This window comes from Achromobacter sp. SIMBA_011, assembly GCF_046535435.1.
Taxonomy (GTDB): domain Bacteria; phylum Pseudomonadota; class Gammaproteobacteria; order Burkholderiales; family Burkholderiaceae_B; genus Achromobacter; species Achromobacter dolens.
Map to the genome: position 1 here is coordinate 1,552,971 of NZ_JAWRWN010000001.1, position 14,095 is coordinate 1,567,065.

The 14,095-nt window shown below is 69.8% G+C and carries 12 protein-coding genes; 2 read left to right on the plus strand and 10 right to left on the minus strand.

Annotated elements, in window-relative coordinates; genetic code table 11:
- Positions 1-133: 133 nt before the first annotated feature.
- Entirely contained in the window at positions 134-685 is a 552-nt protein-coding gene (locus SB816_RS07215; protein ID WP_410546702.1) for a methylated-DNA--[protein]-cysteine S-methyltransferase, read from the plus strand.
- A gap of 7 nt (positions 686-692) precedes the next feature.
- Here SB816_RS07215 and SB816_RS07220 read toward each other — a convergent pair whose 3' ends face one another.
- The 10 genes from SB816_RS07220 to urtA all read right to left on the minus strand — a co-directional run bounded on the left by SB816_RS07220 (position 693) and on the right by urtA (position 11,832).
- Positions 693-1,298: a phosphatase PAP2 family protein gene (locus SB816_RS07220; RefSeq protein WP_064524860.1), complete on the minus strand. Its 606-nt coding sequence runs from the start codon at positions 1,296-1,298 to the stop codon at positions 693-695.
- A gap of 127 nt (positions 1,299-1,425) precedes the next feature.
- Positions 1,426-1,854, minus strand: coding sequence for an arsenate reductase (glutaredoxin) (arsC, locus tag SB816_RS07225; protein ID WP_054500936.1), 429 nt, complete (start codon positions 1,852-1,854; stop codon positions 1,426-1,428).
- A gap of 77 nt (positions 1,855-1,931) precedes the next feature.
- Positions 1,932-3,467, minus strand: a complete 1,536-nt coding sequence (locus tag SB816_RS07230; protein ID WP_410546703.1) for a PepSY domain-containing protein — start codon at positions 3,465-3,467, stop codon at positions 1,932-1,934.
- A gap of 8 nt (positions 3,468-3,475) precedes the next feature.
- The gene (locus SB816_RS07235) at positions 3,476-5,677 is read right to left on the minus strand and encodes a TonB-dependent receptor (RefSeq protein ID WP_064524866.1); all 2,202 of its coding nucleotides are present in this window, start codon (positions 5,675-5,677) and stop codon (positions 3,476-3,478) included.
- Positions 5,678-5,841: 164 nt separating this feature from the next.
- Positions 5,842-6,240, minus strand: coding sequence for a DUF2946 domain-containing protein (locus tag SB816_RS07240; RefSeq protein ID WP_054500939.1), 399 nt, complete (start codon positions 6,238-6,240; stop codon positions 5,842-5,844).
- 25 nt (positions 6,241-6,265) lie between these two features.
- Positions 6,266-6,964, minus strand: coding sequence for an urea ABC transporter ATP-binding subunit UrtE (urtE, locus tag SB816_RS07245; protein WP_006386129.1), 699 nt, complete (start codon positions 6,962-6,964; stop codon positions 6,266-6,268).
- 1 nt (position 6,965) lies between these two features.
- Entirely contained in the window at positions 6,966-7,805 is an 840-nt protein-coding gene (gene urtD / locus SB816_RS07250) for an urea ABC transporter ATP-binding protein UrtD (RefSeq protein ID WP_006386130.1), read from the minus strand.
- Complete coding sequence (urtC, locus tag SB816_RS07255; RefSeq protein ID WP_006386131.1) at positions 7,802-8,929, minus strand: urea ABC transporter permease subunit UrtC; 1,128 nt, start codon at positions 8,927-8,929, stop codon at positions 7,802-7,804. Before urtC ends, urtD begins: the two co-directional genes overlap by 4 nt.
- The gene (gene urtB, locus SB816_RS07260) at positions 8,926-10,557 is read right to left on the minus strand and encodes an urea ABC transporter permease subunit UrtB (protein WP_049075705.1); all 1,632 of its coding nucleotides are present in this window, start codon (positions 10,555-10,557) and stop codon (positions 8,926-8,928) included. The genes urtC and urtB overlap by 4 nt, the downstream gene beginning before the upstream one ends.
- Positions 10,558-10,578: 21 nt before the next feature.
- Positions 10,579-11,832 carry an urea ABC transporter substrate-binding protein gene (gene urtA / locus SB816_RS07265; protein WP_047993316.1) on the minus strand — a complete coding sequence of 418 codons (1,254 nt, stop codon included), beginning with the start codon at positions 11,830-11,832 and terminating at the stop codon, positions 10,579-10,581.
- A gap of 406 nt (positions 11,833-12,238) precedes the next feature.
- Between urtA and atzF the strand changes: the two genes are divergently transcribed.
- Positions 12,239-14,071, plus strand: a complete 1,833-nt coding sequence (gene atzF, locus SB816_RS07270) for an allophanate hydrolase (protein ID WP_410546704.1) — start codon at positions 12,239-12,241, stop codon at positions 14,069-14,071.
- Positions 14,072-14,095: the final 24 nt, after the last annotated feature.

The following is a 14,095-nucleotide window of genomic DNA, read 5'->3' on the forward strand; positions in this document are numbered from 1 at the left end:
AACGCCGGACGCGGACGTGATCTAGCGGTTTTCGGACACTGTTGTCACGCTCACTGCCATGTCCGGAATCCGCCAGCGCGAGGTCGGCGGCCGGCCTATATTGGGTGCATTCCTACCGTATCCGGAGCCTGTCATGCCGATTCAAACCTTCGCCCTGGAACGCGTTGCCACGCCCATCGGGCAGATGCTCGTGCTGACCGATGCGCGGGAGTGTCTGCGCGCGGTCGATTGGCAGGATTACGAGCCCCGCATGCATGCCTTGCTGCGGCGCCAGTACGGCAAGGACGCCGTGCGGATCGAGGGCGCCGCGCGGGTCTCGGCGGCGAGCCGCCGGTTGCAGGCGTATTTCGATGGCGAGGTCGAGGCGATCGACGGGCTGGAGGTGGCGCTGGGCGGCACCGATTTCCAGCGCCAGGTGTGGCGGGCGCTGCGTGATATCGAGCCGGGCGATACGATCAGCTATGGCGTGCTGGCCGTGCGCATTGGCCGGGCTTCGGCGGTGCGCGCCGTGGGCATGGCCAATGGGGCCAACCCGGTCGGGATCGTGGTGCCGTGCCACCGGGTCATCGGCGCCGATGCGTCGCTGACCGGCTACGGCGGCGGCCTGCATCGCAAGCGCTGGCTGCTGGATCACGAAGGCCGCTGGCGGGCGGCCAGGGGCGCGCCGGTTGCGCGCGCCGCGTGAGAAACGCTCAGGCGCGGATCCAGCCGCGCGCGATGGGCAAGGCCAGCAGCTTGCGGTACAGGGCCTGCAGCAGCAGGGTCAGCGGCGCGCCGACGCGGCGCCAGACCGGCATGACCAGCCCGGCCGCCACCGGCGCCAGCAGCAGGCCGCCGGCGATGTCCAGGGGGAAGTGCACACCCAGGTAGACCCGCGACAGGCCGACCACGGCCGCCAGCAGCAGCGTGGCATAGCCCCAGCCGGCCCAGCGCCGGTCGAATATCAGCGTGAACGCCAGTGTCGCGATGATGATGGTGTGGTTGCTCGGGAACGACGCGGTGGCCTTATGCGCGAAGAAGGCGTGGCCCAGGCCAAGGGTGAACGGCCGCGGATGGGGCCACAGCGCGCCGCACAGGTAGCTGATGAACAGCGCCGCGCCGATGCCGGCCAGCGCCTTGAGCGCCAGCTCGCGCTGCGCCTGTCCGCCCCACAACCAGAGCGCGGCGAGGGTGATGGGCAGCAATTGGATCAGTCGGTTGGCGACGATCAGGCCGGCCTGGATGCGCCAGCCGGGGCTGGCGGGATCGGCGTTGATCAAAAGAAAAAGGGACTGATTGAGGGGTTCCAGGAATTCCATGAATCGTCATCTGACTGAAATGATTTGGTCAGGCGCGATGGTAGACAGGTTTGCCGTCAAATCCCTTGCAAAATGCGGCGGAATCCAGGGATTTACTTCTGGATGCGATTTCCTCCGCCCGGCGGCCTCACTTGGCGATGCGCTTGCCCTGCGCGTCGATCACCGCTTCGCCGTCTTCCTTGGTGAAGGCGCCTTGCTGCGGCGCGGGCAGGATGTCCAGCACCAGTTCGGACGGGCGGCACAGGCGCGCGCCCAGCGGGGTGCTGACGAAGGGGCGGTTCAGCAGGATCGGGTGGGCCTCGATGGCGTCCAGCAGGGCGTCGTCGCTCAGCGACGTGTCATCCAGGCCGAGCTCGGCATAGGGCGTGCCCTTTTCGCGCAGCGCGTCGCGCACGGTAATGCCGGCGCGCTTGAACAGCGCCTTCAGCTCGGCGCGCGAGGGCGGCGTTTCCAGGTACAGCACCACGGTCGGCTCGATGCCGGCATTGCGGATCATGGCCAGCGTGTTGCGCGAGGTGCCGCACTTGGGGTTGTGGTAGATGGTGACGTCGGACATGGCGTTTTCCTTGCGAGGGTGCGGGGACAAGGCAGGAGCATAGTGCATTCCCGCCCGGTCCTCGCCGCCGCCCGGTTTCAGGCGCGCAGCTTGCGGCCCAGGCGGCGCCAGCCGATCACCACGCCGGTCAGGCTCAGCGCCGCGCCGCCCAGGCTCAGGAACACCAGCAGGATGTCCCACAACGGCCGGCGCGCCAGCAGGCCGGTCCAGTCCCAACTGTGCAGGAAGGCGAACAGCCAGCGGCTGGCGCGGTTGCCGCGGTCCTGCCGGCCCAGCACCTGGCCGGTGCGCGGGTCCAGGTGGACCCAACTGGCCTGCGGGTCGTCGAACACCAGTCGCCACACCGGCAGCGGCTTCTCGATGTGGCCGAGCATGGCGTGCTCGTCGCGGCCGTAGTAGTAGAAGTCGTAGCGATCCAGCACCCGCAGGTCCGTCAGGGTCGCGCCGGGCACCAGGCGCGCGGCGGCCGCGCGCAGGGCCGCCGGGTCGAGCGTGACGGCTTGCGCGTCGGCGGCCGCCAGCAGTCGCGGCGCGCCCGGGCCGCTGCGGGCAAGGACCAGGTCCTGGCCGTCAACCCGTTGCCAGCGCAGCTCGCGCGGCGCCGCCGGCAGGGCGCGGATCAGCGCGGCGGCGGGCGCCTGCGGCGCGTCGACGGCATAGGCGCCGCCGGCGTAGGCCTGTTGCGCCAATGGCGCCGCGCCGCTGCTGAACACCTTCCACGGGTTCATCGACATCAGCCCGCTGAAGATCCAGGTGAGCGTGATGCCGGCGAACATCAGGCCGGCCAGGTGGTGCCAGCGCATCATGTTCTCGCGATACGGCGAGCGGCTGCCGCTGGCGTAGGGGCGCGAGAAGCGCCAGCGCAGGATGCCGACCACCGTGCCCGTCAGCGCCACAGCCACCCCGGTCACCGACAGCCAGACGACGATGTCGTGCCACCACGGATCGAAGACATTGCCGCGGAACGGATACAGCCAGTGGATCCAGGCGCCGACGTAGTTCCACAGCCGTTCGCGGCGGGTGGCGTCCAGCACCACTTCGCCGGTGGCGGACGAGACGTACAGCCGGGTGTGCGCGGGATCGTCCAGGTCGATGCGGTGAAGCGGCCGGTGGATGTCGAGCGCGCCGGAGTGGGTGTAGACGTCCTCCTCCACCACGCCCTGGTAGCGCGCGGCGTACCGGCCGTCGAACCAGGCCGCGGCGCTGGCGGTGGCGACCGCGGCGTCGGCGCGCGGCAGCAGCGCGCCGCTGGCGGCATCCACCACCCTGGGCGCGCGGCCGCGGCCCATCGGCACCAGGTAGACCGGCGCGCCGCCGCGCAGCGCGGCCAGGCTCAGGCCCGCCATGTCGCTGGCGCCGGCGGCGGCCAGCGCCTGGGCCGGCGTGGCGGCGACGCGGGCCGGGTCGAGCGGCGCCAGGTGCGTCATGCGTTCCTGCGGCGTGAGCTTGGGGTAGCCCACGTACATCATCACCACGCCCGAGATGAACCACATGGCGAAGAACAGGCACAGCACGATGCCGGCCCAGCGATGCGTCAGGTACAGCCAGCGCTTGGCGCGGGTGGACCACGGTACGGGCGCGGCCCGGCGGCGGGGGGAGGGGATGGCGTCCATGGCAGTCCTCAGAACCGCGCCTGCAGCGTCAGTTCGAACGAGCGCGGCGCGCCCAGGTAGAACATCGGCGTGCCGGTGACGTTGGCGGCGTACACCTTGTCGGTCAGGTTGCGGACCCGGCCGGTGACGGTGAAGTGGCGGTCGATGCGGTGCGACAGCGCCGCGTCGAACACGGTGTACGACGGCGCCCAGACGGTGTTGGCGGCATCGGCGTAGGCGCGGCCGACGTAGCGCGCGGCCACACTGGCGTTCCAGTCCGGCAGGAAGGCGTAGTCGATCCAGGCGTTGGCCACGCGCCGCGGCGTGTTGGTCGGCACATTGCCGTTGCGCGACACGCGCACGCCGCCGACCGTTTCCGAGAAGTCGTCGTACCTGGGATCGACGAAGGCGACGTTGGCCTGCAGCGACAGGGTGCGCGTCAGGCGCAGCCCGCCGGCCAGTTCCAGCCCGCGCGCCGACTGCTGGCCCACCGGGATGCTGACCGCCGGGTTGTTGGCGTCGGGCGCCGAGATGTGCTTGCGCGTGATCTCGTAGGCCGCGATGGTGGCCGAGCCGCGGCCGTCCCAGAACTCGAACTTGCCGCCCACTTCCTTCTGCGTGCCGGTGGTCAGCTTGTCGTTGTTGAACACGTCGGCGAACGAGGCGGTGGCCATGATGCCGGACGGGGGATCGGCGGCCGTGGCGTATTGCGCGTAGAGCGAGGCCTGCGGCGTGATGGCCCAGTTCAGCGCCAGCCGGCCGGTTGTGGGCGAATAGCTGCGCGAGGCCGAGGCCGGCGCGCTGGCCGTGACCGCGCGGCGGTTGGTCAGGTCCAGGTCGATGAAGTCCTTGCGCAGGGCCGACACGATGGCCACGCCGGGCAGCACTTCCGTGCGGTTCTCCAGCGTGAAGGCCAGCGTCCGGATGCGGTTGTCGCGGTCCGGGTTATGACCGCGCGTCATGCCGGGGATGTCGTAGAAATAGCCCGGCTGGAAATCGTACGGATCGACCGCGTCCACCGTGGCCGGCAGGCTGGTGGGATAGCGGGTCTGCCTGTTCACGCTCAGGTCGGCGCCGAACGACCAACTGGTGGGCAGGCCGGCCAGCGTCGATTCGACCAGCCCTTCGACGCGGTTGCCGACCAGGCTCTGTTCGTGGCGCTGCAGCAGCGCGCCCGAGCGCAGCACGCGGCTGTTGGCGGCGTTGTAGCGGTAGGTCTCCAGGTTGCGGAAGTCGCGTTCGGCGCGGTAGTAGTACAGCGTGTTCTTGAACGTGATGCCCGGCGCCGCGCGCCATTCCGTCAGCGAACGGGCCCACAGCACCGACTGCTCGTACAGGCCGTCGTCGACGTTGTAGTTCTTGAAACGCGTGCCGCTGCGGATGTGGCCTTCGCCGCTCACCTTGCCGTTCGCGCCCACCGTCAGCGGCGTGCCCCAGTAGGGGCGGTCGACGCGTTCGCGCTGGTACTCGAAGGCCCAGGTCTGCGTGACGTCGTCGCCCAGGTCGGACAGCAGCGAGGCCGCCACCTGGGCGGCATTCGAGCGCTCGCCGTCGACCCAGCCGCGGCTGGCGGTGGTGTTGGCGTCGATGCGCAGGTAATGGCCGCGTCCGCCCGGCGAGCCGGCCAGTTGCTGGTTGATGCCGACCGATGCCTGGCGCGTGTCGAACGATCCCAGGCGCAACTGGCCCTCATAGAACGTGTCGCGCTCGGCCAGCTTGGTGACGTAATTGATGGCGCCGCCGACCGCGCCGGCGCCGAACAGGAAGGTCGACGGGCCGCCGATGGCCTCGACCCGGTCGTAGATCCAACTGTCGATCGGCCGCGCGGCCACCGAGTCGTACTGCACCGAGATGCCGTTGAACAGTTGCGACACCTGGCCGCCGCTGAAACCGCGGTAGCTGACGGCGCCGGCCATGCCGGGGGGCGCGGCGTTGTTCACGCCCGGGATGCCGCGCGCGATGTCCTGGGTGTTGAGCGCGCCGCGCGCCTCGATCTGCTGGCGCGAGATGACGGTGACGGAGGCCGGCGTGTCCTTGATGCGCAGGCCGAGGCGGCTGCCGGTGCCGTCGATGCGTTCCAGGTTGATCGGCCCGTTGGGCGCGTCGTCGGCGCGCTCGCCTTCGACCAGGGTGGCGGGCAGGGTCTCGATGGCGGGTTCGGCGGTCAGCGCGAACGCCGGGTTGGCCGCGCAGGCGCCGGCCAGCAGGGATGCTGCATAGTGTTTTTTCATGATCCAGGCCGGCGGGGGCCGGCATGCGCGCTCGCGCGGGCGCCGCGTTCAGGGGCGGCAAAAGGCGCGGGCGCGGGGTCTCCAGGGCGTCGCCGCCCGAAACGGGCGGCGCGGGCTCGGGCGCAGGCGGCGCGGCGGCCGTCCACGGGGAACGGCGCGCGCGCTCAGGCCGCGGGCGGGGCGCGCGGCTGGGCCGCGCGCCAGGCGTGGAGCGGGTGCGAGGCGCGGTAGAACAGCGCCGGGTAGGTGACGCCGCCGCTGGCGGGCGCCGGCAGCACGGTCAGGGGAGCGGGAGGGAGGCCGAGGTCGGCCTGGGGGTTGCGGCAGAACGGGCAGTGGTTGCTGTCGCCATGATGGGCGGCGTGGTCGCCGGCCGGGTCATCGCCCTGCACCTCGATGGTCAGGGACGAGCGGCCCTCGGGGGCGCAGTAGTCCACGCTGACCTGGCGGCTGGCATTGGGCAGGTGATTGCCATGCGCCAGCGACGGAACCAGCGACGCCCACAGGATCGCGATCAGCGCGATCCAGGCGTAGCCGCGGTTCAGGAAGAGGGCGAGGTGCATGACGGCGCATTATATCCAAGCCCTTTCAGACGGAAAGATGGCGCCGCACGTCCTCGCCGTCGATGGCGGCGCGGTCGCCGCTGGCCACCACCTCGCCGCGCGACAGCACCACGAAGCGGTCGGCCAGTTCGCGGGCGAAGTCGAAGTACTGTTCGCACAGCAGGATGGCGATGTCGCCGCGCTGGCGCAGCATGTGGATGACGCGGCCGATGTCCTTGATGATCGAGGGCTGGATGCCCTCGGTGGGTTCGTCCAGGATGATCAGCTTGGGTTCGGCCACCAGCGCGCGGGCGATCGCAAGCTGTTGCTGCTGGCCGCCGGACAGGTCGCCGCCGCGCCGCGCCAGCATGCTCTTGAGCACCGGGAACAGCTCGAACACTTCCTCCTTGATGCGGCGCGCGCGCGCGGCCGGCTTGGTCGCCATGCCCATCAGGATGTTTTCTTCCACCGTGAGCCGGGCGAAGATGTCGCGGCCCTGCGGCACGTAGGCCATGCCGCGCGCGGCGCGCTGGTGCGGCGCCAGGCGGGTGACGTCGGCGCCGTCGAAATCGATGGCGCCGCGCGCCACCGGCAGCACGCCCATCACGCACTTGAGCAGGGTGGTCTTGCCGACGCCATTGCGGCCCAGCAGCGCCAGGCATTCGCCCTGGTTTACGGCCAGCGATACGCCGCGCAGGGTGTGGCTGCCGCCGTAGTACTGGTCGATGGTGTTCACGTTCAGCATGTCAGCGCCCCAGGTAGACTTCGATCACGCGCGGGTCGGCCTGCACCTTGGCCATCGGCCCCTCGGCCAGCACCGAGCCCTCGTGCAGCACGGTCACCTTGCCGTCGCCGGCGATCTGGTTGACGAAATCCATGTCGTGCTCGACCACCATCAGCGAATGGCGGCCGCGCAGTTCGTTGAGCAGTTCGCCGGTGCGCTCGGTCTCGGCGTCGGTCATGCCGGCCACCGGCTCGTCCAGCAGCAGCAACTGCGGTTCCTGCATCAGCAGCATGCCGATCTCCAGCCATTGCTTCTGGCCGTGCGACAGCAGGCCGGCCGGGCGGAAGGCCTCGGGCCGCAGCCGGATCAGGTCGAGCGTCTCGCCGATGCGGTCGGCCTGCTCGCCGGTCAGGCGCGCGAACAGCGTGGGCCGCACGCGCTTGTCGGTCTTCATCGCCAATTCCAGGTTCTCGAACACCGTGTGCTGCTCGAACACCGTGGGGCGCTGGAACTTGCGGCCGATGCCGGCGTGCGCGATCTGCGCCTCGCTCAGCGTGGTCAGATCGATGCTCTGGCCGAAGAACGCGGTGCCGGCGGTGGGGCGCGTCTTGCCGGTGATGACGTCCATCATGGTGGTCTTGCCGGCGCCGTTGGGGCCGATGATGCAGCGCAGTTCGCCGACGCCGATGTCCAGCGTCAGGTCGTTGAGCGCCTTGAAGCCGTCGAAGCTGACGGTGATGCCTTCCAGGTACAGGATGGCGCCGTGGCTGGTGTCCAGGCCCTTGGGGCTGACGCGGCCGTAGCCGGCGTCGCCGCTGGGGCCGCCATCGAGCATGGCGCTTTCGGTATGGGTGCTGGTCATGCGCGTCGCTCCTGGTAGCGGGCGGCCAGGCGCCGGGCCAGGCCGACGATGCCGGTGGGCAGGAAGAGGGTCACCAGCACGAAGATCAGGCCCAGCGCGTACAGCCAGAATTCGGGCAGCACGCTGGTGAACCAGGTCTTCAGGCCGTTCACGGCGCCGGCGCCGATGATGGGGCCGATCAGCGTGCCGCGGCCGCCGGTGGCCACCCAGATCACCATCTCGATGGAGTTCTCGGTGGACATCTCGCTGGGGTTGATGATGCCGACCTGCGGCACGTACAGCGCCCCGGCGATGCCGCACAGCACCGCCGACAGCGTCCACACGAACAGCTTGAAGCCGAGCGGGTCGTAGCCGATGAAGCGCAGCCGGCTCTCGGCGTCGCGCACCGCCGTCAGCACCCGGCCCAGCTTGGACTGCGTGACGGCGCGCGCCAGCACCAGCGCGCCGGCCAGCGCCGCCAGCGTGATCCAGTACAGCGCGGCGCGGGTGCCGGGCGCGGTGATGTCGAAGCCCAGGATGCGCTTGAAGTCAGTGAAGCCGTTGTTGCCGCCAAAGCCGGTGTCGTTGCGGAAGAACAGCAGCATGGCGGCGAAGGTCAGCGCCTGCGTGATGATGGAGAAATACACGCCCTTGATGCGCGAGCGGAAGGCGAAGTAGCCGAACACGAAGGCCAGCACGCCCGGCACCAGCACCACCAGCAGCATGGCATAGGCGAAGTGGTCGGTGAAGGCCCAGTACCAGGGGTAGTCCTTCCAGTCCAGGAACACCATGAAGTCGGGCAGGCGGCTCTGGTAGACGCCGTCCTGGCCGATGGCGCGCATCAGGTACATGCCGTGGGCATAGCCGCCCAGCGCGAAGAACAGGCCATGGCCCAGCGACAGGATGCCGGCGTAGCCCCACACCAGGTCCAGCGCCAGCGCCGCCAGGGCGTAGCACATGAACTTGCCCAGCAGCGCCACGGCGTAGGCCGAGACGTGCAGCGGATGGCCGGCGGGAAACGCCAGGTTCAGCAGCGGCACCAGCGCCAGCAGCAGCACGCCCGCGCCCAGCGCGGCCCAGGCGCGGCCATTGAACAGGGGCCGGCGCGCCAGCAGGTTGAAATCGGTCAGCGCGGTCTGCTTCATTCGACGCTCCGGCCGCGCGGGGCGAACAGGCCTTGCGGCCGCTTCTGCACGAAAAGCACGATGAGCACCAGGATGGTGATCTTGGCCATGACCGCTCCCGCGTAAGGCTCCAGGAATTTGTTGACGCCGCCCAGGCCGAGCGCGGCGATGACGGTGCCGGCCAGTTGGCCGACGCCGCCCAGCACCACCACCATGAAGGAATCGACGATGTAGCCGCGGCCCAGGTCCGGGCCCACGTTGCCCAACTGCGACAGCGCCACGCCGGCCAGCCCGGCAATGCCAGAGCCCAGCCCGAACGCCAGCATGTCGACGCGGCCGGTGGGCACGCCGACGCAATCGGCCATGCGCCGGTTCTGGGTGATGGCGCGCACAAACAGGCCGAGCCGGGTGTGGTTCAGCAGCGCCCACACCAGGAACACCACGAACAGCGCGAAGCCGATGATGACCAGCCGGTTGTAGGTCAGCACCAGGCCGCCCAGCACGGTGAAGCCGCCGGACATCCAGCTCGGGTTGCCCACTTCCACGTTCTGCGCGCCGAACAGCGTGCGCACGCCCTGCATCAGCATCAGGCTGATGCCCCAGGTGGCCAGCAGCGTTTCCAGCGGCCGGCCGTAGAGCCAGCGGATCACGGTGCGTTCCAGCGCCATGCCGACCAGCGCGGTGACCACGAAGGCCAGCGGCAGCGCCGCCGCCACGTACCAGTCGAGCCAGCCCGGCAGCCAGGCGCGGAACGCCGTCTGCACCAGGTAGGTGACGTAGGCGCCGATCATCAGCAGCTCGCCGTGCGCCATGTTGATGACGCCCATCAGGCCGAAGGTGATGGCCAGCCCCAGCGCCGCCAGCAGCAGCACGCTGCCCAGGCTGAGGCCGTAGAACAGGTTGCCGGCCCATTCGATGGTGGCCAGGTGGCGGTCGATGCGTTTGAGCGCGTTGGCGGCCGCCTCGCGCACGCCGGCGTCGGGTTCGGCGTAGACGCCGTCCTGCTGTTGCGTCAGCGCCGCCAGCGTCGGCCGGAAGGCGGCGTTGTCGGTGCGGCCGAGCAGATCGACCGCGTGGCGCCGCACGGCGGGGTCGGCGCTCTTGAGTTCGAGATTGGCCTGCGCGATTTCCAGCGCGGCGCGCACGGCCGGGTCTTTTTCGGCGGCCAGCGCCTTCTCCAGCAGCGGCAGGCGGGCGGGATCGCCGGTCTGTTGCAGGCGGCGGGCGGCGGCCAGCCGTTCCTGCGGGTTATCGGAGAACAGGCGCGAACCGGCCAGCGCCGCCTCGATCGCGCGCCGCAAGCGGTTGTTGATGCCGATGGCGGCCGCCTCGGGCGGCAGCGCCAGGGAAGCGCCGGTGGCCGGATCGGTGGCCTGGCCCTTGCCGTCGCCGATCAGCACGCGGCCGTCCGGCAGCGCATACAGTTGGTCATTGCCCAGCGCCTGCAACACGGCGGCCGCGCCCGGGCCGGGCTGCTGGCCCAGGGCGGCGATGGCCTGCAGGCGGGCGTCGGTGTCGTCGCCCGCCAGCGGCGCCAGCAGCGCCGGATCCACGCCCGGCGCGGCCGCGTGGGCGGCCAGCGCCGGCGCGGCCAGCAGCCATGCAAGCAGGAGGTGACGCAGGAATTTCGCGATGACCGCATTCAGCATGGCTGCGCTTCCGGTTCCGGTTTAAAGGCCTTGCTTGCTTTCGTTGCCCGGGATGTACGGGCTCCACGGTTGCGCGCGGATCGGGCCCTTGCTCTTCCAGACCACGTTGAACTGGCCGTCCGCCTTGATCTCGCCGATGTAGACCGGCTTGTGCAGGTGGTGGTTGGTCTTGTCCATCTCGATCGAGAAGCCGCTCGGCGAATTGAACTTCTGGCCGCCCATGGCCGCGATCACCTTGTCGACGTCGGTGGTCTTGGCCTGTTCGACCGCCTGCTTCCACATGTGGATGCCGATGTAGGTGGCTTCCATCGGGTCGTTGGTGACCACGGTGTTGGCGTTGGGCAGGTTCTTGGCCTTGGCGTAGGCCTTCCACTTCTTGATGAACTCCTCGTTGACCGGGTTCTTGATCGACTCGAAGTAGTTCCAGGCGGCCAGGTGGCCCACCAGCGGCTTGGTGTCGACGCCGCGCAGTTCTTCCTCGCCCACCGAGAACGCCACCACCGGCACGTCGGTGGCCTTCAGGCCGGCGTTGCCCAGTTCCTTGTAGAACGGCACGTTGGAGTCGCCGTTGATGGTGGAGATGACGGCGGTCTTGCCGCCGGCGGCGAACTTCTTGATGTTGGCGACGATGGTCTGGTAGTCGGAATGGCCGAACGGGGTGTAGACCTCGTCGATGTCGCTGTCCTTGACGCCCTTGGAGTGCAGGAAGGCGCGCAGGATCTTGTTGGTGGTGCGCGGGTACACATAGTCGGTGCCCAGCAGCACAAAGCGCTTGGCGCCGCCGCCGTCTTCGCTCATCAGGTATTCCACGGCGGGAATCGCCTGCTGGTTGGGCGCGGCGCCGGTGTAGAACACGTTCTTCTCCAGCTCCTCGCCTTCGTATTGCACCGGGTAGAACAGCAGGCCGTTCAGTTCCTTGAACACCGGCAGCACCGACTTGCGCGACACCGAGGTCCAGCAGCCGAACACCACCGCCACCTTGTCCTGCGACAGCAGTTGGCGCGACTTCTCGGCGAACAGCGGCCAGTTCGAGGCCGGATCGACCACCACCGCTTCGAGCTTCTTGCCCATCACGCCGCCGTTGGCGTTGATTTCGTCAATGGTCATCAGGGCCACGTCCTTGAGCGACGTCTCCGAGATGGCCATGGTGCCCGACAGCGAATGCAGAATGCCGACCTTGATGGTGTCTTCGGCGGCGAACAGTTGCGGCATCCAGCCGGACATGGCCAATAGGCTGGCGGCGGTCAATTGCTTGAGGGCTAGTCTGCGTTTCATGGTGACTCCTGGATGGGAAGAAGCCGGCGGCGCCGGCGATAACGGTCTCAAAGCCTGGGACTGCATCCAACTACCTCTGCGCGCGGCCCTGCCGAAGCAAGGGCGTGACCAGGACTCAAAAGCAAAAGGCGTGCCAGGCGCATCGGGGGGCGCGATGCGCTGTATGGAGCGATAGGGAAAAGGGGCATGCCGGCGGTGGCGGCGGGACGACGACTGCACGGTTCAATCTGGTGCCGCGTGCACAAAATCGGTGCGGACCTTGCCCGCTCCGGGTGCGGCGGCCGCGCGCGCGAGGCGCCCAGGGTGGCGCCGCCGCCCGGCGCGCGCAGTGGCGGCGCGGGGCGCGGCCGACATGGCACGCGTATTGCTTGGGAATCCGTACTTGTATACAAGAGAGGATTCCAGCATGAATGCCGTAGCAACGCAGCAGGGCCCCATCGGTTGGACGATCGCGCAATGGCTGTCGGCCTATGAAGACGACGGGGTGACCCCGGATACGTTGTTGCCGTCCCTGTTGCCCGCGCCGGACGCCGCCGCCGACAACGCGTGGATCTCGCGGGTCAGCGCGCCGATGCTGGCGCGCCAGCTCGACGACCTGCGCCTGTTGCTGGCCGCCGCCGGCGGCGACCGCGCCCGCCTGCCGCTGTACGGCGTGCCGTTCGCCATCAAGGACAACATCGACGCGGCCGGCTGGCCGACCACGGCGGCCTGCCCCGAGTTCGCCTACACGCCGGACGAAGACGCCACCGTCGTGCGGCGCCTGCGCGCGGCCGGCGCCATCCTGATCGGCAAGACCAACCTCGACCAGTTCGCCACGGGCCTGGTCGGCACCCGCTCGCCGCATGGCGCGGTGGCCAACAGCTTCAACCCCGAATACATCAGTGGCGGCTCCAGTTCCGGCTCCGCCTCCGTGGTGGCGCGCGGGCTGGTGGCGTTTTCGCTGGGCACCGACACCGCGGGCTCGGGCCGCGTGCCGGCGGGCTTCAACAATATCGTCGGCCTGAAGCCGACCAAGGGCTGGCTCAGCACCGCCGGCGTGGTGCCGGCCTGCCGCACGCAGGACTGCGTGTCGATCTTCGCGCTGACGGTGGACGATGCCGAACGCGTGGCCGGCATCGCCGGGGGCTATGACGAGCGCGATCCGTATTCGCGCGCGCAGCCGGCCGGCGCGGCCGCGCCCTGGCCCGCCACGCCGCGGCTGGCCGTGCCGGATCGCCTGGAGTTCTTCGGCGATGCGCAGGCGGTCGCCGCGTTCGAGGCCGCGGTGCAGGCGCTCAAGGCCGCGGGCGCGGTGATCGAGCCGATTGACTTCTCGCCTTTCGCCGAGCTGGCGGCGCTGCTGTATCAAGGCCCCTGGGTAGCCGAGCGTTTCGCCGCCGTCGAGTCGCTGTGGCGCGACAACCCCGAGGCCATCCACCCGGTGGTGCGCGGCATCGTCGAAGGCGCGGCCAACTACAGCGCGCTCGACGCCTTCAAGGCCGAATACCGCCGCGCCGAGCTGACGCGCCGCATCCACCAGTCGCTGCAAGGCTTCGACGCGCTGGTGGTGCCGACCTCGCCGTCGATCTACACCATCGCGCAGTTGCAGGCCGACCCGGTGCGTCTCAATTCGCAGTTGGGCATCTACACCAACTTCGCCAACCTGGCAGACCTGTCCGCGCTCGCGCTGCCGGCCGGCATGCGCGGCGACGGCCTGCCGGCCGGCATCACGCTGATCGGCATGGCCTGGCAGGACCGCGCGCTGGCGCGCTTCGGCCGCCAATGGCAGGCGCTGCGCGGCCTGCCGCTGGGCGCCACGGGCCAGCCGCTGCCGCCGATGGGGCCGCCCGCCGCCGACCCGGAACTGCTGCGGGTCGCGGTGGTGGGCGCGCACCTGACGGGCATGCCCCTGAACCACCAACTGACCTCGCGCCGCGCGGTGCTGGTCGAAAAGACCCGCACCGCCGCCGACTACCGGCTCTATGCGCTGGCCAACACCACGCCGCCCAAGCCGGGGTTGGTGAAGTCCGACAGCGGCGCGCCTATCGAGGTGGAGCTGTGGGACATCCCGCTGGCGGCGTTCGGCGCCTTCGTGGCCGAGATCCCCGCGCCGCTGGGCATCGGCACGCTGACGCTGCATGACGGCCGCCAGGTCAAGGGCTTCATCTGCGAGCCGCGCGGCCTGGAGGGCGCGCGCGACATCACCGCCTTCGGCGGCTGGCGCGCCTACCTCGCCAGCCTGAACGCCACCCCCCGCTAACGCCAATCGCCCCTGGGAGCCGAA